Source organism: Pandoraea sp. CB10b_02 (genome assembly GCF_002216225.1).
GTDB classification, from domain to species: domain Bacteria; phylum Pseudomonadota; class Gammaproteobacteria; order Burkholderiales; family Burkholderiaceae; genus Pandoraea; species Pandoraea nosoerga.
Window position 1 is genome coordinate 1 of record NZ_NJGW02000018.1, and the last position, 17,334, is coordinate 17,334.

The following is a 17,334-nucleotide window of genomic DNA, read 5'->3' on the forward strand; positions in this document are numbered from 1 at the left end:
AGCGCCGATCTTCTCGGTGGCGGACTACGGTCTGGTGGGCGATCTGTTTACCGTGGTGCCGGAGCTGACGAGCGCGCTGTAAGCGTTCGGCAGGCGCGGTGTTGCGCCACATTGCGCCGTATTGAAGTGAAGCTGCGGGGGCGCTCCCCCCGCAGCCGATCCGCATGGGGAGATGCGCGCCCGGCAGCCGGGTGCGCTCGATGTCCTCATGCGAATCGGTCGACCAGAACAACAAGAATCCCGGCATTCGCCGCCATCCGCAGGCAATCGGAATCCGCATGCGGAATCCCCTTGGAGGAATGACATGAGTTATCAGGCCCCGATCAAGGACATGCAGTTCGTCATGAACGAACTGGCGGACCTGTCGAATATCTCGAAGCTGCCGGGTTACGAGGACGCCTCGCCCGAGCTCGCGCAGGCCGTGCTCGAAGAGGCGGCCCGCTTCAATCAGGAAGTGCTCGCGCCGCTGAACGTTGTCGGCGATCAGCAGCCGAGCACGTGGAAGGACGGTGTCGTCACCACCACGCCAGGCTTCAAGGAGGCGTTTCGCCAGTTTTCGGAAGCCGGCTGGCAAGGCGTGCTGCATCCGCAGGAGTTCGGCGGGCAGGGGCTGCCCAAGCTGGTCGCCACGCCGTGCACCGAGATGCTCAACGCCGCGAACCTCTCGTTCGCCCTGTGCCCGCTGCTGACCGATGGCGCCGTCGAAGCGCTGCTCACCGCGGGCAGCGAGGCGCAACGTGCGCTGTACGTCCCCAGGCTGCTCTCGGGCGAGTGGACCGGCACGATGAACCTCACCGAGCCGCAGGCCGGCTCGGACCTCGCTCTGGTGCGCACACGCGCCGAGCGCGCGGCCGACGGCACGTATCGTATCTTCGGCACGAAGATCTTCATCACGTTCGGTGAGCACGATATGGCGGAGAACATCGTCCACCTCGTGCTGGCGCGCACCCCCGATGCGCCGCCGGGCGTGAAGGGCATTTCGCTGTTCATCGTGCCGAAGTTCAATGTGGACGCCGACGGCAAGCTCGGTGCACGCAACGACGTGCATTGCGTTTCGATCGAACACAAGCTCGGTATCAAGGCGAGCCCGACGGCGGTGCTGCAATTCGGCGACAACGGCGGCGCGACGGGCTATCTCGTCGGCGAAGAGAATCGCGGTCTCGAGTACATGTTCATCATGATGAACGCCGCGCGGTTCGCGGTGGGCATGCAAGGCGTGGCGGTGGCCGAGCGCGCCTATCAGCATGCCGTGGCATATGCGCGCGATCGCGTGCAGAGCCGGCCGGTCGATGGTTCCTCGCGCGACGCCGTCACGATCATCCATCACCCCGACGTCAAGCGCATGCTCATGACGATGCGCGCACTCACCGAAGGCGCCCGCGCGCTTGCCTACGTCGCGGCCGCGCAAGCCGACATCGCACACCACGCGACGGATGCGGCCGCAGCCAAGCGCGCGCAGGCCGTCTACGAATTTCTCGTGCCGATCGTCAAGGGCTGGAGCACGGAGATGTCGCTGGAGGTCACGAGCCTCGGCGTGCAGGTGCACGGCGGCATGGGCTTCATCGAGGAGACGGGCGCCGCGCAGTACTATCGCGACGCACGCATTCTGCCGATCTACGAAGGCACCACGGCCATTCAGGCCAACGATCTGATCGGCCGCAAGACGCTGCGTGACGGCGGTGCGGTAGCGCGCGCGCTGTGCGAACAGATTGCCGCGACGGAAAGCGAGCTGCGCGCGGCGGGCGGTGTCGCGCAGTCGGTGGCCGATCGTCTCGCGAAGGGGCGCGAAGCGTTGTCGGGCGTGGTCGACTACGTCGTGGCGAACACACAGGACAATGCGAATGCGGTATTCGCGGGCAGTGTGCCGTACCTCAAGCTTGCGGGCATCGTGCTCTGCGGCTGGCAGATGGGCCGCGCGCTGCTGGCCGCGCAGAAACTGCGCGATCAGGATCCGTCGTTCTACGACGCAAAGATCGGCACCGCGCGCTTTTTCGCTGACCATATCCTCACGCAGGCGCCGGGCCTCGCGCAGTCCATCAGCGAGGGCGCCGATTCGGCGCTGTCGCTGAGCGAGGCGCAGTTCTGAGCGGCGTGGAGCCGTTTCGCCGGCACGAAGAAAAAAGCAGCCTTCGGGCTGCTTTTTCGTTTGCGTGTGAGAGACAGGGGGCGCACACCGCCGATGAAATCGTGGACGAAAAAAAACGGCACTGCGTGTGCAGTGCCGTGTATTGGGTCCCCGCCTCAGCCGCTAAGCCGGCATCCTGAACCGTGAGGTTCAAGGTGGTCGCGGTTAGTAGCGCATCGGGTTCATCAGACAAAGTGACGCTCACGCCAGCACTACAAACTTCCGCAACCTGCAACAGATCATTGGTTCAAGGAATCTATGACTTTCGCGAACCAGGCAGGGAAAACTAACCTTTCGAACCGGACGGCGGCGTGGGCTTTCAGCTTTGATACTGATCGATCACTGCGCTCAGCCGTTCGTTCATGCGTTGCATTCTACTCTGAATTTCCTCGGCGGGGAATGCTTGTCCGGCGGCAATACTCTTTTCCAGCGCAAGCAATTCGGATGCCAGGCTCAACGCTGCCATGACGGCAATCCGGTCCGTGCCGCGCACGCTGCTTTGCGCGCGCACCTTGCTCATTTCGGCATCGACGCGCGAGACCGCGGCGAGCAGATCGGCCTCGTGTTCCGGCGGGCAGGCGAGGCGATAGGACTGTTCCAGGATGTTGACTTCGAGCTGCTTGATGGTCATGCGTTTTCTCCACCGGGGGTGCCGAGCAGGTCCATCTGTCCCTCAGCGGGATTCTGGGTCGGGAGCTTTTCCAGAATGGCGTTCAGGCGGACCTGGGCCTCGTCGATCTTGGCCGCGAGCTGGTCGCGCTGCACACGCAGGGCGTCGCGCTCCGCGCGCAACTGCTCGAGCGAGGCGCGCGTCTCGTCGCATTCCGCACGGGTGCGCTCGAGTTCGGCGAGCAGGGCCTGATTGTGTTGATGGAAACGTTGGCTTATCACAACCAACTGTTCGATTTTGTCGGTGATATTGTCGAGATCGGTGAGCATCGGGCTGCGTCCTCTTGATTGCCCTACATTCTAACGGAATCGGCGGCCAATGCCCGACGAACGAGCATTGACGCTCGTTCGAATGGCCCCTACACTTGCGGCACTTCGGTGCTCGCGCACGCCCCCCCGGTGTGCGCAGTTAAACGGGAAACAGGGAGCCGCGTCCCCCACACGGGCTGGCCAACCTGTGCTGCCCCCGCAACGGTAAGTCATCCTTTCGGTCCGAAAGGTTTCCGAAAACGCGCTTCGCCTCCATCGCCACTGCAGGCTATCGCCTGTGGGAAGGCCGGTCAGGCGCGACGATGACCAGCCCGGATACCGGCCGCAAGTGAGTGGGGAAAGCCATGCCGCCCGGCGCAGCCGCCCGGCGTCTGTCGTCGTTTTCATGGGTCGATGCTTCGCATCCGTGACGTGTCACCGGCGCTCCCCTTGCGCCGGCGGCCCGCGGGGGAACGGGCCTGGGCAATAAGAAAACTACGGAAGTCACACCAGACCATGCGCACCCACGTTCGTGCGACGGCGCCGCTCGCGCCTGCCTTTGCTCGCCCCGCTGCGACGCGCTTCGCTCCCTTGCCCCATCGTCTCGCCCTGGCCTGCGCCATGCTGCTCGCAAGCGCGGGTGCCCAGGCACAGGCGACCCAGACCGCGCCGGCGGCCGCCGCCGTCACTGCCGCCGGCCCGCTCGTGCTCGCCGACAACACCACATCGGCCCAACTGAACGCCACCGTCGTGACGGCTTCGCGCACCGAGCAGAAACTCGCCGACACGCTGGCCGCCACGTCGGTCATCACGCGCGAGGACATCGAGCAAAGCCAGGCGCCGGACCTGCCCACGCTGCTGCGCGGCCAGGCAGGCGTGGAACTGGTGCAGAACGGCGGCTTCGGCACGGCGGCCACGATTTCCATGCGCGGCGCGGCCTCGAACTCGTCGCTGGTGCTGATCGACGGGGTGCCGGTCAACTCTGCCACGTTGGGCACCACCAATATTTCGCAGATCCCGACCTCGCAGATCGACCACATCGAAATCGTGCGCGGCAACGTCTCGGCGCTCTACGGCTCGCAGGCCGTGGGCGGCGTGATCCAGATCTTCACGCGCAAGGGCGACGGCGGTCCGCCGCGGGCCCACGCCGAGGTGGGCTACGGCACGAACAACACCACACAGGCGAATGCCGGCGTGGCCGGATCGTTCGACGACGGCAAGACGCGCTTCTCGCTGGACGTCTCGCGCTTTCACACCAATGGCATCTCGGCCATGGACCCGCGCCAGAACCGGAACGCCAACCCCAACCGCAACGGCGACGACAACACGAGCGTCACGGCCTCGCTCTCGCGCAAGCTCGGCGACACCTGGGAAGTGGGCGCGCGTCTGCTCCAGAGCGACGGCAGCTACAGCTATGACAGCAACTTCGGCAAGCCGACCGATCTGAACGACACCGACACGCGCGTGCGGCAGGTCTCGGCCTACGCGAAGGGCAACGTCACGGACAAGTGGAGCACGCGCTTTGCGGTGACGCAGGGCGACGACTACAGCTACAACTACCTGAACGGCAAGGGCAACGGCAACTTCCACACGTCGAGCAACCAGATCGACTGGGCCAACGAATACGCCTTCATGCCGGACCAGAAACTGATCGCCGGCTACACACGGCTCGAGCAGACGGTCGACAGCAATACCCGGTACAACCGGAACAACCGGCATCTCGACTCGGGCTACCTCGGCTACGAAGGCACGTTCGGCAAGCATCAGTTCCAGGCCAACGTGCGCCGCGACCAGTACTCCGACTTTGGCGGGGCGAACAGCTATTGGGTCGGTTATGGCTACAACCTGACCGAGCGCTGGAAGTTCCTCGCCAACGCGTCGGACGGCTTCCGCGCGCCGACCTTCAACGAGCTGTTCTACCCGGGCTACGGCAATCCGAACCTGCAACCGGAGCGTTCGATCTCCAAGGAGCTCGGCGTGCAATTCAACGGCGGGGGCGATCTCGGCCTTGTCAAGCTCGTGGGCTTCCAGACGAACTACACGAACCTGATCCAGTCCCTGCCGGTCTCGCCGTACACGGCCTCCAACGTGGCGAAGGCGCGCGTCGAAGGGCTGGAGCTGACCTACACCGGCCGGCCGGTCTTCGGCGTCGATGTGCGAGCGTCGTTCACGCGCCAGAATCCGACCGATCTCGACGCGGACAAGCAGCTCGCACGCCGCGCCAGGCAATTCGGCTCGATCGCGCTGTCGAAGACGTTTTTCGACCGGCTGACCGTGGGCGGCGATGTGTTCTACAGCGGCGAGCGTTACGATACGGGTGGCCAGCATCTCGGCGCCTACACGCTTGTGAATCTGCAGGCGCGTTACAAAATCGACAAGTCCTGGTACGTCTCGACGCATCTGGACAACGTCTTCAACAAGAACTACCAGACGGCCTATGGCTACAACACTCTCGGGCGCGCGATCTACGTGTCGCTCGGCTGGACGCAGTTCTGACGGCGCCATGAGCGCAGGCGGCGCCGCATGACGCTGCGCCGCGCCCTCACCATCTGGACGGGACTCGCCTGCGCGGTGCTGGCCGTGCTCGCGGCGTCGCTCATGCTCGGCAGCGTGCCCGTCTCGCTGCACGAACTGGGCACGCTGATGCTGGGCCGCGACGCCGGCCTCGCGGGCGACGTCGTCTGGCGTCTGCGCCTGCCGCGTGCGCTCGCCGCGTTTGCCTGCGGCGGCCTGCTGGCGGTGGCGGGCACGCTGATGCAGACGCTTCTGCGCAATCCGCTGGCCGATCCCTACGTGCTCGGCATTTCGGGCGGCGCGGCCGTCGCAGCGCTTGCCGCGCTGGCCCTGATGTTGCCGTTCTTCTGGGTGCAGGCGAGCGCCTTCGTGGGCGCGCTCGCCGCCATTGCACTCGTCATGGCGCTTTCCCACCGCAGCTTCCTGCGCCCCGGCGAGCACGACAGCAGCGCGCGGCTGCTTCTCACCGGCGTGATGATGGCCGCCGGCTTCGGCGCGCTCGCCACGCTCATCCTGACGCTCGCACCCGATGCGAGCCTGCGTGGCATGCTGTTCTGGCTCACGGGCGATCTGAACGGCGCCGACCGCGCGTGGGCGCCGCTCGCCGTACTGGCCGTCACGCTGCTCATCGTCTGCCCGGTGGCGCATCGCCTGAACGTGCTGCTGCGCGGCGAGGCGGTCGCGCAGGCCGTCGGCGTGGCCGTCGGCCCGTTGCGCTCGCGCGTGTATCTGGCTGCCTCGCTGGCCACGGCGGTCGCCGTCACCACGGCCGGCAGTATCGGCTTCGTCGGCCTCGTCGTGCCGCACATCCTGCGCCTGCGCTTTGGCAACGACCAGCGCATGCTGCTGCCCGCCGCGGCGCTGGCGGGCGGCGCGCTGCTGATGCTGGCCGATCTGGTGGCGCGCACCGTGATCGCCCCCACGCAATTGCCGGTAGGCGTGATCACGGCGATGCTCGGCGTGCCGGTGTTCCTGTGGCTCCTGTCGCGGCGGGTGATCCGATGAGCGCGCCATTGCTGCAGACGCATGCGCTCACGCTGCACGCAGGCGAGCGTGTGCTCGTCGACTGGCTCGATCTGCGCGTCGCGCCGGGCGAGTGCTGGTGTCTGGCCGGACCGAACGGCGCGGGCAAGACGACGCTGCTCGGCACGCTCGCCGGGCTGCGCGCGCTCGACGGCCAGCGGGCGGCCCGCGCGAGAGGGGCGGCCGGCGCCGAAGGCATCGCCGGCAGCGGGCGCGTGGAGATCGGCGGCAAGCCGCTGGCGCAATGGCGCCCGGCGCCGCTCGCTCGCGTGCGCGCGCTGATGCCGCAACAGTCGCGCGACGCGTTTGGCGCCACGGCGCTCGAAGTCGTGCTCGCGGGCCGGCATCCGTATCTGACGCGCGGGCGCTGGGGCGCCTGGGAGTCCGATGGCGACGTCGCGGCCGCGCTCGCAGCGCTGGCGCACGTCGGGCTCGAGGACTTCGCGCAGCGCGACGTGACCACGCTCTCTGGCGGCGAGCGTCAGCGCGTGTCGCTTGCCGCCGTGCTGGCGCAGGCCACGCCGCTGCTGCTGCTCGACGAGCCGGTGTCGCACCTCGATCTCCACCACCAGATCGACGCGCTGGCGCTGCTCGCGAACTACGCGAGCCATTCCGGCCACGGCGGCCAGCCCGATGCCGCCGTCGTCTTCTCGTGCCACGACCTGAATCTCGCGCGGCGTTTCGCCACGCACGCGCTATTGCTCGACGGCCGGGGCGGCTGGCGTGCCGGGCCTGCGCACGACGTCCTCTCGGCCGAGCATTGCAGCGAAGCGTTCGGTTACCCGCTGCGCCTCATTCGCGACGGTGACGACGAGGCCCTCGTGCCCGTGCGCCGCGGCTGACCGTATGCACGCCGCACGCACCCACGTCGTCTCCCTTTCACGGACGCCGCTGCGCGTCGGGCCGCGCGCGGCCCCTCTTTCTCTTCACAGGTACTGTCGATGACCCAAGACCTCCCGCCATCTCCGAACGACGCCGACGAGGACGGCCGCAACGAGCGCCACCGCGCGCGCATGGCGCGCAAGAAGACGATCATCGACGACAGGATCGCCCAGGCGCAGCGCGACTGCGGCGTGATCGTCGTCACCACCGGCAACGGCAAGGGCAAGTCCAGCTCGGGCTTCGGCATGGTGATCCGCGCGATGGGGCATGGCATGAAGACCGGCGTCGTACAGTTCATCAAGGGCGCGATCCCTACGGGCGAGGAGAAATTCCTGCGGCGCTTTCCCGAAGAATGCGAATTTCACGTGATGGGCGAAGGCTACACCTGGGAGACGCAGGACCGCTCGCGCGACATCGCCAAGGCGCAGGCCGCCTGGGAGCAGGCGCGCCGCATGCTGCGCGATCCGTCGTTCGGACTGGTGCTGTTCGACGAGCTCAACATCGCGCTCAAGCTCGGCTATCTCGACGTGGACGCGGTCGTGGCCGATCTGCGGGCGCGGCCCGGGATGCAGCACGTGGTGATCACCGGGCGCGGCGCCCCGCAGGCGCTCATCGACGCGGCCAACACCGTGACCGACATGACGCCGGTCAAGCACGCGTTCGCGCAGGGTATCCGCGCGCAGAACGGCGTGGAAATGTAATGCCCGATCGTTCCCATGGGCCTGGCGTCGGTCAATCGATCGACCGATCCACCGATTCAGGAAGTTTCAGCATGACGGCATCCAGCGCCCCGCCGCGCCCCGCATTCACCGACTCGCTGCGCCCCCTGCTCGCCGAGCTGTTCGACGTGGCCGCACCGTGCCCGTCGATGGACGGCGCGCTGCAGCACGCCATCGACATCAAGACCAAGCCGCCCGGCAGCCTGGGCGCACTCGAGCGCGTGGCGCACCAGGTCGGTCGCATTCAGCAGAGCGCGACACCCGGGCTCGCGCGTCCCGCCATGCTCGTTTTCGCGGGCGACCACGGCATCGTCGCGGCGGGCGTGAGTCCGTATCCGCAGGCGGTGACCGCCCAAATGGTGCTCAATTTTCTGCGTGGCGGGGCGGCGATCAACGTCTTCTGCCGCACGCACGGCATCGAACTCGAAGTCGTCAACGCAGGCGTGGCGGCCGATTTTCCGCCGCACCCGGCGCTCGTCGACATGCCGATCGCGCGCGGCACCCGGAACTTCCTCGACGGCCCGGCGATGACGCGCGAACAACTGGAGGCCGCGCTCTCGGCCGGCGCCGCGCGGGTCGCGCTGCACGCCTCGCGCGGCACGCGCATGATCGGCTTCGGCGAGATGGGCATTGGCAACACCTCGTCGGCCGCCTGCCTGATGCAGCGGCTCACCGGGCTGCCGCTCGCCGCCTGTGTCGGGCGCGGCACCGGTGTGGACGACGCCGGCCTTGCGCACAAGACGCGGGTGCTCGAGCGCGCCCTGGCCGCGCACCCCGCCACGGGCGAGTGCGCGGATCCGCTCGCCACGCTCGCGACCTTCGGCGGCTTCGAGATCGCGATGATGACGGGCGCTTATCTCGCGGCGGCGAAGCTCGGGCTCGTCATCGTGGTGGACGGGTTCATCAGCACGGCCGCGCTGCTCGTTGCGTCGCGCCTGGCGCCCGCCGTGCCCGAGTACTGCGTGTTCGCGCATGCGTCCGACGAGACCGGCCATCGCGCCATGCTCGACGCCCTGAACGCGAAGCCGCTCCTGGCGCTCGGCCTGCGGCTGGGCGAGGGCACCGGCGCCGCACTGGCCATGCCGTTGGTCCAGGCCGCCGCCGCGTTCCTGCGCGAGATGGCGACGTTCGAAGGCGCGGGTGTGAGCGAGCGCGAGGCGCCGGCATCATGAGCGAGACGCCTCCGCACGCCTCCCGCCGCGGCGACTCCGACGTCTGCCCCCGCGCCTGCCCCGGCATGCACGCACCGTCGCACACGCCGACGACGCATGGCGATGCCGCGCGCCCGGAGGTGTTGTCCACGCCCTGCGCGCAAGACCCGGCATTCAAGCGATTCACCGGATGCCGGGGGCAGTGGCGCCTCTTCCTGACGGCGCTCGGCTTTTTCACTCGCGTGCCGATTCCGGCGTGGGTGGGCTACTCGCCCGAGCAACTGAGCGCCGCGACGCGCTATTTCCCGCTCGTGGGCGTCTTCGTCGGTGCGGTCGCAGCGCTGCTCACCGTCGCCATGGGCTGCCTGTGGTCGCCCGCGCTCGCCATCGCGCTGGGCCTTGCCGCCAGCGTTTTGCTGACCGGTGCTTTCCACGAGGACGGATTGGCCGATTCGGTCGATGCGTTCGGCGGTGCGTTCGCGCGCGAGCGCGTGCTGGAGATCATGCACGACTCGCGCATCGGCACGTATGGCGCTGTCGCGCTCTGGCTCGCGCTCGCGATCAAGTGGCAGGCGCTCGTCGACATTCAGCGCGCCGCCGGCTGGAGCGGCTTCGCCGTCGTGCTGATCGGCGCCCATGCGGCGAGCCGCTGCATGGCGATCAGTCTGTTGCGCACGCTCGACTACGTGCGCGGCGAGGGCAAGGCCAAGCCGATCGCGCAACGGCTCGGCATGCAAGACCTGGTCTTCGGCGTGGCGTGCAGTGTGCCGTGGGGCGTGTGGCCGGACTGGCGCGCGGGCGTGACGGGCGCGCTCGTGCTGATCGCGGTGCGCGCCGGTTTCGTCCGTTACCTGCACCGCCGGCTGGGCGGCTACACCGGCGACACGCTCGGCTTCGCGCAACAGCTCGGCGAGCTCGCGTTGTATCTCACGGTGTGCGCGTGGATCTGATCCTGATGCGGCATCCGCCGCCGAGCGTCGCGCCGAACGTCTGCTACGGCCGCACGGACCTCGATGTCGACCCCTCGCGCTTCGACGCCGCCGTCGCGTCCATGCAGGCGCGGCTGACGGCGTTGCTCGACGGCCGTCGCCCGACGGCGGTTCACAGCAGCCCGCTGCGGCGTGCGCGACGCGCGGCCGAAGGTATCGCGGCATCGTTCGCGCTGCCGGTGACCGAGGACGCGCGGCTGGCCGAAATGCACTTCGGGGCGTGGGAGATGCAACCGTGGGCGGCCATCGACCGTAATGCCCTGGAAGACTGGGCGCGCAACGTCGCGACGTTTGCGCCGCCGGGCGGCGAGTCGGCGCGCGACGTGGTGCTGCGCATGGATGCGTGGGCGAGGGCGATCGCGCGTACCGCGAGCGCCGCGAGTGCCATGAGTGCCATGAGTGTCGTGAGCGACGAAGCAGTGCACGTTGCCGTGACGCACGCCGGCCCGATCCGTTTGCACGTCGCCACGGCGCTGCAAATGCCGAGCACCGCGTGCCTGCCATGGACGCTCGACTTCGGTGGCATCTGTCATCTTCATGTCGCCCGCGACGGCCGCGCGCGGCTGATTCGCTGGAACGCCTGAGGCGCCACGCGCGTTGCCGGGCGCGAGTTCAGCGCGCGGCGGCTGGTGTACGCCGCGAGCGCGCCACGTCGAGGTCTTCGCACATTACGCGGGCGCCGTCGAGAATACGCGGTCCCGGACGGTTGATGAGATCGCCGTCGATGCCGAACAGGTTGTTGTGCGCCACGGCCGGCAGTTGCGGCCACTTGCGCCAGGTGTCGAGCGTCGCGAGCGGCTTGTCGGACTGCGTCGCGCCAGGCGTTGCGGTGAACATGGCCTCGGGACGCTTGGCGAGCACGGCCTCGACCGACACGCGCGGCACGAGCGGCGCTTCGTCTGCGAACACGTTCACGCCGCCGCACAGGCGGATCACGTCGCTCACCATGTGCGTGCCGTTGAGCGTCATGAGCGGCTGCGTCCATACCTGATAGAACACCGTGACGGGCGCCCGCGACGCGTATTGCCTGCGCAGCGCTTCATAGCGCGCGCGAAACGCGTCGGCCGACGCGTGCGCCTTCGCGGGCGTGCCGGCCAGCGTGCCGATGCGCTCGATGGCGTCGGGCAGGTCGGTCAGATGCTTCGGCTCCGAGTAGAACACCGGCAGCTTGAGCTGCCGCAACGCTTCGACCTGGCGGTGCGAGTTGCCATGCATCCACACGACCAGCAAGTCCGGCTTGAGCGCGAGAATGCGCTCCAGATCGAGCGCGCTGTTGTCGCCCACGCGCGGGATGCGCCGCGCCGCCTCAGGGTAGTCGGAATACGCCACAGCGCCTACGACCCGATCGCCGGCGCCGGCCGCGAACAGCAACTCGGTCGCGTGCGGCGCGAGGCTCACGATGCGCTGCGCAGGCGCCGCCAGCGTGACCGTGGCGCCCGTGTCGTCCGTGACGGCGATGGCCGCCTGGGCGCCCGGCGCGATGGCAGCGGCGGCAAGCGTGAACAGGCCGGCGCCGAGCCAAGCGCGAAGGGAGGGGAAGGTCGGGAAGGAGGGCCGGGCACGGATTTTGGGCGATGTCGACACGGATGGGGAACGGTGGACGAGAATGGACGAAGTCATGCGAGGCAAAGTAAGGCAAAACCCACGGCGCCCCCGCGCTGCATGAGCGAGGCGGCCGCCGATGGGCGCGCGGACTCGCCATTCTCGATGGCTTGCGTCGTGCGGGCAAGGGGGCTGTGCCGTGCGTGGCGACGAACCGATGCCGCGCCATGGGTGTCGAATGCTGCGTGACGGCGAGCACATGCCGTTGGACCGGGTTCACGGCGGCGCCGTCCCCACGAAAACCAAGGAGTCGTACTCGTGAAGCAAAAATTCGCAATGGCGGGCGCGCTGGCGCTAGCGCTGGTGACAATGCTCGGCGCGTGCGCCGCCCCCGACGACCGGGGCGGTGCGAGCGCGGGAGCCGGCGCCGGCAGCAGCAAAGTGCAGGCCTATGGTGTGATCGACGGCGGCGTCACGCTGGTGAAGTGAGTCCTGACCGAGGCGGGGCCCCGTGTATGAGTCCGCAGCAAGCGACCCCATCGTGGTGAGCCCACCGTAGCGAGTCCACCGTAGTGAGTCCACCGTAGTGAGTCCACCGTAAACGACTACGCCCCCTGACTCCGTCGAGTGCAGGGGGCGTAGTCACGTTCAGGCGCGGCGGGAGCACGCCTTTTGAACCGCGCGGCAGGGCGATGCCGGGATTCGACGCGTACCTCGCTACGCGCGTTGTGGACCGAAATCCACAACGGCGCGGCTCCGCCGCTTGGCGGCGTCAGTTCGAGGCCGGTGCCGGTGCCGCCGGGGTGGTTGCGCCCGCGTCGGAAGCCGGAGCGCTCATGGCGCCGCCGGCTGCCGGTGCCGACGCCGACGAGTCGGCGGCCGGTGCGGCCGATTGGTCTTCCTTCTTCGAGCAGCCCACCGTCACGACGGCGGCGGTCAGAAGCGTAGCAAGCATCAGAGGCAGTTTTTTCATTTGGTCGTCCTTTTATGTAGGAAAAGCCGTGCGAAGAACCTTCAGTCTAACGGTGCGCTTCCGTGATGACTGTGTGCAGTTGTTGCAAAAATGCTTCAATTTGTAACGAAAATGGTGCTAAACGCTCGTTTCCTAATACCGGGTAAGCGACCGGTGTCGACATGCCGGCCTCCGTGGACGTCGGCACGACGAACTCGTTGGATGACGTGCGCGTGTGCCGGTTCCCAAACGCATCATGCGGTTTGGCAGGCGCGCAGTGCGACCGTCAATCGCTGCCAGTCGACCTCGTTGCCCGGCAGGCCGAGCCGTAGGCTGGGCAGGCGCTGCGTCCCGCCACCCGGCTGTGTGAGCGGCCTGTCGTCGAAAAGCCGCGTCCAGATGCCTTGCCGAGCCAGCGCTTCGTGCCATTGCGCCGCCGCGGCGTGCGGTGTCCAGGCGAAGAGCGGCGTGCCCACGGCGGGCCATCCGGCCGCGCGCAGCAGCGTCAGCAGTCGCTGTCCGTCCCGAACGAGCCGTTCCCGGGCGAGGGTCTGCCACGCGGTGTCGAGCAATGCCGTTCGGACGGCGAACCGCGCCGGACCGCTGACCGTCCACGCACCGAGGCTCGCCCCCAGGCGCGCGGCCATCCCTGCCGGGCACAGCGCGAAACCGGCGCGCACACCCGCCAGACCGAAGAACTTCCCGACGGAGCGCAGCACGCAAAGTCCCGGCTCGCCGACGCGCGGCGCCATGCTCGCTTGCGGCGAGACGTCGGCGAACGCCTCGTCGACGATCAACAGCCCGTCGCGGTCGGCCAGCGCGGCCTGCCATTGTGACAAGGTCTCGCGCGGCACATGCCGCGTCGTCGGATTGTCCGGATTGACCCACACCAGATAGTCCGCGTCCGGCAACCCTGCCTCGGGGCCCTGCCACGACACCAGCGTGTGGCCCGCGCGCGCGAAGGCCGGGGCGTATTCACTGTAGGTGAGCGCAGCGATGGCGACCCGCCCCGGCCGCAGCAAGGCGGGCAGCGCCCGGATAACGGCCTGCGAGCCTGCGCAGGGTACGACCGTGCTGGCGGGTACCCCGTAATGGCGGGCGGCGACGTCCACGAGGTCGTCGCAGGCGTCGGGCAGGTCGCGCCAGACGCTCGCGGGCGGCATCGGCACGGGATAGCCGTTCGGATTGATGCCGGTCGACAGGTCGAGCCAGTCCTCGCGAGCGCGGCCGTAGCGAATGACGGCCTCGCCGAGGTTGCCGCCGTGGCGCGCAGCGGTCGGTCGCAAGGCGTCATCGGCCAGCGGCGCGGCCGGCACGATGGAAGCCCCGGTCATTGCGCTCACACTCACACCATGCCGACGGGCAGGGCGTCGGCCTGCGACGCGGCGAACAGCGCAAGCGCGCCGCAGACGACGAGCCACATCCACATCGAACGCGAGACGAGGCGCCACGCCGCCCTGATGTGTTGCGCCGAAGGTTGCGTGCCGCACCCCAGTTCGGGCCGCGTCTCCCATTCCCCCTGATAGCGCGCCGGGCCGCCCAGTTGCACGCCAAGACTGCCGGCGCCGGCCGCCATGACCGGGCCGGCGTTCGGGCTGGACCAGGCCTTGGCCTGCGTGCGCCAGCACGCGATGGCGCGCGGCACGTCGCCGAAGACCGCGTAGCTTGCCGCCGTCAGACGCGCCGGAACCCAGTTGAGCAGATCGTCGATGCGGGCGGCGGGCCGGCCGAAATACAGGAACTTGTCGGTGCGATAGCCCCACATGGCGTCGAGCGTATTGGCCAGACGAAAGAGCACCACGCCCGGCGCGCCCGCGATCGCGAACCAGAACAGCGCGCCGAAGATCGCGTCGTTGCCGTTCTCGAGCGTCGACTCGACGGCCGCGCGGGCAATGTCGGACGCACTCGCGTCCTCGGTGTCGCGCGAGACGATGCGCGCGGTGAGCGCACGCGCTTGCGGCAGATCGCCGTCGCGCAACGCGCGCGCGATGGGCATCACGTGCTCGCGCAGGCTGCGCGCGCCGAGCGCCGCATACAGCGCGAGCGCCTGCCAGATGATGCCGCTCCAGCCCGGCAGCCACGTCAGCGCCCAGGCCAGCAGTACGGGCGCCAGGAGCATGATGGCCCACGCCCAGGCGCCGCGCACCATCGCGCTGAACGGCTTGTCGCGCGTCGACTCGGTGTTGAGCCATGCCTCCACGCCGTTGGCGACATGACCGAAGCCCACGAGCGGATGCCAGCGGCGCGGCTCGCCGAGCCAGGCGTCGAGCAGCACGCCGATCAGCGCGGCGAGCCAGAGCGATTCGGGAGCGAGTCCGGTGAGCATCGGCGATTATCCTTTGACGGCCATCGGCAGGCCGGCGACGACCAGGCGCACCCGCGGGGCGAGCGCGGCGACGCGCTGGTTCAGGCGCCCGAGTTCGTCCACGTAGCGGCGCGTGAGCGCCCCCATCGGGATCACCCCCATGCCGATCTCGTTGCTGACGACGACGGTCTTGCCGGGCAGGGCCGCGAGCGTTTGCGCGAGCGATTCGACAGCCGCCTGCCATTGCGCATCGTCGGCGGGGCCGTCCGGTTGATCGTCCGGCGGGCAAAGCCAACCCGCGAGCCACAGCGGCAGACAGTCGACGAGCACGCAGCGGCCGTCGCGGGCGAGCTCGCGCAGGGCGCCGGCCAGGTCGCGGCCCACCTCGACACTCGTCCAGTGCGCCGGGCGGCGCGCGCGATGGTGGGCAATGCGCGCACGCATCTCGGGCTCGTCGCTCACGGCTGCCGTGGCGAGATAGGTAACGGGCAGGCCGCTTTGCTCGGCGAGGCGCTCGGCAAACGCGCTCTTGCCCGAGCGGGCGCCGCCCAGCACGAAGGTCAGGTCGGGGACACTCATGGGCGATATTGTACGAGCGCCCGATGCGATAATCCGCGCCATGAGTGAAATCCCTGTCAATTTCGCAACGTCCTCGCGCGCGCGTCGCGGCGCCCTGATGATCCAGGGCACGTCCTCGGACGCCGGCAAGAGCACGCTAGTCGCCGGTCTGTGCCGGTTGCTCCATCGCGAGGGCGTTCGCGTGGCGCCGTTCAAGCCGCAGAACATGGCGCTCAACAGCGCGGTGACGGCGGACGGCGGCGAGATCGGACGTGCGCAGGCGTTGCAGGCCCAGGCGGCCGGCATCGCGCCGCACACCGACTTCAATCCGGTGCTGCTCAAGCCGAGCAGCGATCGCGGCGCGCAGGTCATCATTGGCGGCAAGGTCGTGGCCGATCTCGACGCACGCGCCTATCACGAGTACAAGCCGCGGGCGATGGCCGCCGTGCTCGCGGCCTACGAGCGTCTGCGCGCGAGCTACGACGCCGTGCTTGTCGAAGGCGCGGGCAGCCCGGCGGAGGTGAACCTGCGGGCGCGCGACATCGCCAACATGGGTTTCGCCGAAGCGGTCGACGCGCCCGTGCTGCTCGTGGCCGACATCGACCGCGGCGGTGTCTTCGCGCAACTCGTGGGCACGCTCGCATGTCTTTCGCACAGCGAGCGCGCCCGTATCGAGGGCTTCGTCATCAATCGCTTTCGCGGCGACCCGTCGCTGCTCACGAGCGGCCTCGAATGGCTCGAAGCGCGCACGGGCATTCCCGTGCTCGGCGTGCTGCCTTATCTGCATGGCCTGCATCTGGACGGCGAAGACATGCTGCCCCGCGAGCGCCATGCGGCGGCAGCAAGCGGCGAGGCGCGCCTGCGCGTGGCGGTGCCGGCGCTGCCACGCATTAGCAATCACACCGACTTCGACGCATTGCGCGCCCATCCGCAGGTCGATTTTCGTTATGTTGCGGCGGGGCAGGCATGGCCGGCGTCCGATCTCGTGGTCCTGCCCGGCAGCAAGCACGTCCGCGCCGACTTCGCGTGGCTGCGCGCGCAGGGGTGGGAGACGGCGATCGCGCGACACCTTCGCTACGGCGGCAAGCTACTTGGCATATGCGGCGGGCTGCAGATGCTCGGCGAGGCGATTCACGATCCGCTCGGGCTCGAGGGCGAGGCCGGCACCACGCCCGGGCTGGGATGGCTCGACATCGAAACGACGATGGCGCCGCACAAGCAGTTGCGCCTGGTGAGCGGGCACCTTGCCGTGGTCGGGCTCGCGGGCGGGGCGGCGAAGGTGCCGGTCAAGGGGTACGAAATTCACATGGGCGTGACGCGCGGCGCGGCACTGGCGCGTCCGGCCGTGTGGCTGGACGCCGGCGCGGCGGACGGGGCGCGCTCGGCCGACGGCCAGGTGATGGGCACGTACCTGCATGGGCTGTTCGATACGCCGCAGGCGCTCCACGCGCTTCTCGCATGGGCCGGGGCGCCCGATCTCGCCATGCAGGACTACGATGCATTGCGCGAGGCGTCGCTCGAGCGGCTCGCCGATTCGATGGCCGCGCATCTGGACCTGGACCGCGTTTGGGCCTGCCTGCGCTGAGCGCAGGCGGGCGGCGGGTGCCAGGGTCTCGCGGCGGGTTGTCATCCGGCCGTTGTAAGATTGGCGGCAAA

Annotated in this window: 18 protein-coding genes, 1 other RNA gene and 1 riboswitch; of the genes, 10 read left to right on the forward strand and 9 right to left on the reverse strand. The window is 68.7% G+C overall.

The window, feature by feature from the left end:
- Positions 1-280 (reverse strand): hypothetical protein (locus CDN36_RS17245; RefSeq protein WP_287497403.1); only part of this gene is annotated, 280 nt, incomplete at its 3' end.
- A 24-nt stretch (positions 281-304) separates the two neighbouring features.
- Between CDN36_RS17245 and CDN36_RS17250 the strand changes: the two genes are divergently transcribed.
- Positions 305-2,086, forward strand: coding sequence for an acyl-CoA dehydrogenase (locus CDN36_RS17250; RefSeq protein ID WP_150556328.1), 1,782 nt, complete (start codon positions 305-307; stop codon positions 2,084-2,086).
- A 143-nt stretch (positions 2,087-2,229) separates the two neighbouring features.
- Here the strand turns inward: CDN36_RS17250 and ssrS are convergent.
- The 3 genes from ssrS to CDN36_RS17265 form a co-directional block, all read right to left on the reverse strand.
- A non-coding RNA gene (gene ssrS, locus CDN36_RS17255) (6S RNA) lies at positions 2,230-2,411 on the reverse strand.
- A 33-nt stretch (positions 2,412-2,444) separates the two neighbouring features.
- The gene (locus CDN36_RS17260) at positions 2,445-2,756 is read right to left on the reverse strand and encodes a cell division protein ZapA (RefSeq protein ID WP_150556327.1); all 312 of its coding nucleotides are present in this window, start codon (positions 2,754-2,756) and stop codon (positions 2,445-2,447) included.
- Complete coding sequence (locus tag CDN36_RS17265) at positions 2,753-3,064, reverse strand: ATPase (RefSeq protein WP_150556326.1); 312 nt, start codon at positions 3,062-3,064, stop codon at positions 2,753-2,755. The genes CDN36_RS17260 and CDN36_RS17265 overlap by 4 nt, the downstream gene beginning before the upstream one ends.
- 89 nt (positions 3,065-3,153) lie before the next feature.
- Positions 3,154-3,405, forward strand: a riboswitch (cobalamin riboswitch).
- A gap of 154 nt (positions 3,406-3,559) precedes the next feature.
- Here CDN36_RS17265 and CDN36_RS17270 point away from each other — a divergent pair.
- From CDN36_RS17270 to CDN36_RS17300, 7 genes are all read left to right on the forward strand, one after another.
- A complete protein-coding gene (locus CDN36_RS17270; RefSeq protein ID WP_287497404.1) occupies positions 3,560-5,539 on the forward strand; it encodes a TonB-dependent receptor plug domain-containing protein in 1,980 nt (659 codons plus the stop codon).
- 27 nt (positions 5,540-5,566) lie between these two features.
- Positions 5,567-6,562 (forward strand): FecCD family ABC transporter permease, encoded by a 996-nt coding sequence (locus CDN36_RS17275; protein WP_287497405.1) that lies wholly within the window; start codon positions 5,567-5,569, stop codon positions 6,560-6,562.
- Entirely contained in the window at positions 6,559-7,422 is an 864-nt protein-coding gene (locus CDN36_RS17280; RefSeq protein ID WP_287497406.1) for an ABC transporter ATP-binding protein, read from the forward strand. Before CDN36_RS17275 ends, CDN36_RS17280 begins: the two co-directional genes overlap by 4 nt.
- Before the next feature lie 99 nt (positions 7,423-7,521).
- Positions 7,522-8,163, forward strand: coding sequence for a cob(I)yrinic acid a,c-diamide adenosyltransferase (cobO, locus tag CDN36_RS17285; protein ID WP_150556322.1), 642 nt, complete (start codon positions 7,522-7,524; stop codon positions 8,161-8,163).
- A 71-nt stretch (positions 8,164-8,234) separates the two neighbouring features.
- Positions 8,235-9,353, forward strand: coding sequence for a nicotinate-nucleotide--dimethylbenzimidazole phosphoribosyltransferase (cobT, locus tag CDN36_RS17290; protein WP_287497407.1), 1,119 nt, complete (start codon positions 8,235-8,237; stop codon positions 9,351-9,353).
- Positions 9,350-10,282, forward strand: coding sequence for an adenosylcobinamide-GDP ribazoletransferase (locus CDN36_RS17295; RefSeq protein WP_241014147.1), 933 nt, complete (start codon positions 9,350-9,352; stop codon positions 10,280-10,282). Before cobT ends, CDN36_RS17295 begins: the two co-directional genes overlap by 4 nt.
- Positions 10,273-10,905 (forward strand): histidine phosphatase family protein, encoded by a 633-nt coding sequence (locus CDN36_RS17300; protein WP_287497408.1) that lies wholly within the window; start codon positions 10,273-10,275, stop codon positions 10,903-10,905. Before CDN36_RS17295 ends, CDN36_RS17300 begins: the two co-directional genes overlap by 10 nt.
- A 28-nt stretch (positions 10,906-10,933) precedes the next feature.
- On the opposite strand, the gene CDN36_RS17305 is transcribed toward CDN36_RS17300, so the two are convergent.
- Entirely contained in the window at positions 10,934-11,941 is a 1,008-nt protein-coding gene (locus CDN36_RS17305) for a cobalamin-binding protein (RefSeq protein WP_287497409.1), read from the reverse strand.
- A 240-nt stretch (positions 11,942-12,181) separates the two neighbouring features.
- On the opposite strand from CDN36_RS17305, the gene CDN36_RS17310 reads away from it, so the two are divergent.
- Positions 12,182-12,352 (forward strand): hypothetical protein, encoded by a 171-nt coding sequence (locus CDN36_RS17310; protein ID WP_174966419.1) that lies wholly within the window; start codon positions 12,182-12,184, stop codon positions 12,350-12,352.
- A gap of 283 nt (positions 12,353-12,635) precedes the next feature.
- Here the strand turns inward: CDN36_RS17310 and CDN36_RS17315 are convergent, their stop codons facing one another.
- The 4 genes from CDN36_RS17315 to cobU all read right to left on the reverse strand — a co-directional run bounded on the left by CDN36_RS17315 (position 12,636) and on the right by cobU (position 15,699).
- A complete protein-coding gene (locus CDN36_RS17315; protein ID WP_150556318.1) occupies positions 12,636-12,836 on the reverse strand; it encodes a hypothetical protein in 201 nt (66 codons plus the stop codon).
- A 233-nt stretch (positions 12,837-13,069) separates the two neighbouring features.
- Positions 13,070-14,149, reverse strand: coding sequence for a threonine-phosphate decarboxylase CobD (cobD, locus tag CDN36_RS17320; RefSeq protein WP_287497410.1), 1,080 nt, complete (start codon positions 14,147-14,149; stop codon positions 13,070-13,072).
- Between the two features lie 11 nt (positions 14,150-14,160).
- Positions 14,161-15,141, reverse strand: a complete 981-nt coding sequence (gene cbiB / locus CDN36_RS17325) for an adenosylcobinamide-phosphate synthase CbiB (RefSeq protein ID WP_287497411.1) — start codon at positions 15,139-15,141, stop codon at positions 14,161-14,163.
- A gap of 6 nt (positions 15,142-15,147) precedes the next feature.
- Positions 15,148-15,699, reverse strand: coding sequence for a bifunctional adenosylcobinamide kinase/adenosylcobinamide-phosphate guanylyltransferase (gene cobU, locus CDN36_RS17330; RefSeq protein ID WP_287497412.1), 552 nt, complete (start codon positions 15,697-15,699; stop codon positions 15,148-15,150).
- 40 nt (positions 15,700-15,739) lie between these two features.
- Here cobU and CDN36_RS17335 point away from each other — a divergent pair, with 40 nt between their 5' ends.
- A complete protein-coding gene (locus CDN36_RS17335) occupies positions 15,740-17,263 on the forward strand; it encodes a cobyric acid synthase (protein ID WP_287497413.1) in 1,524 nt (507 codons plus the stop codon).
- Positions 17,264-17,334 lie beyond the last annotated feature (71 nt).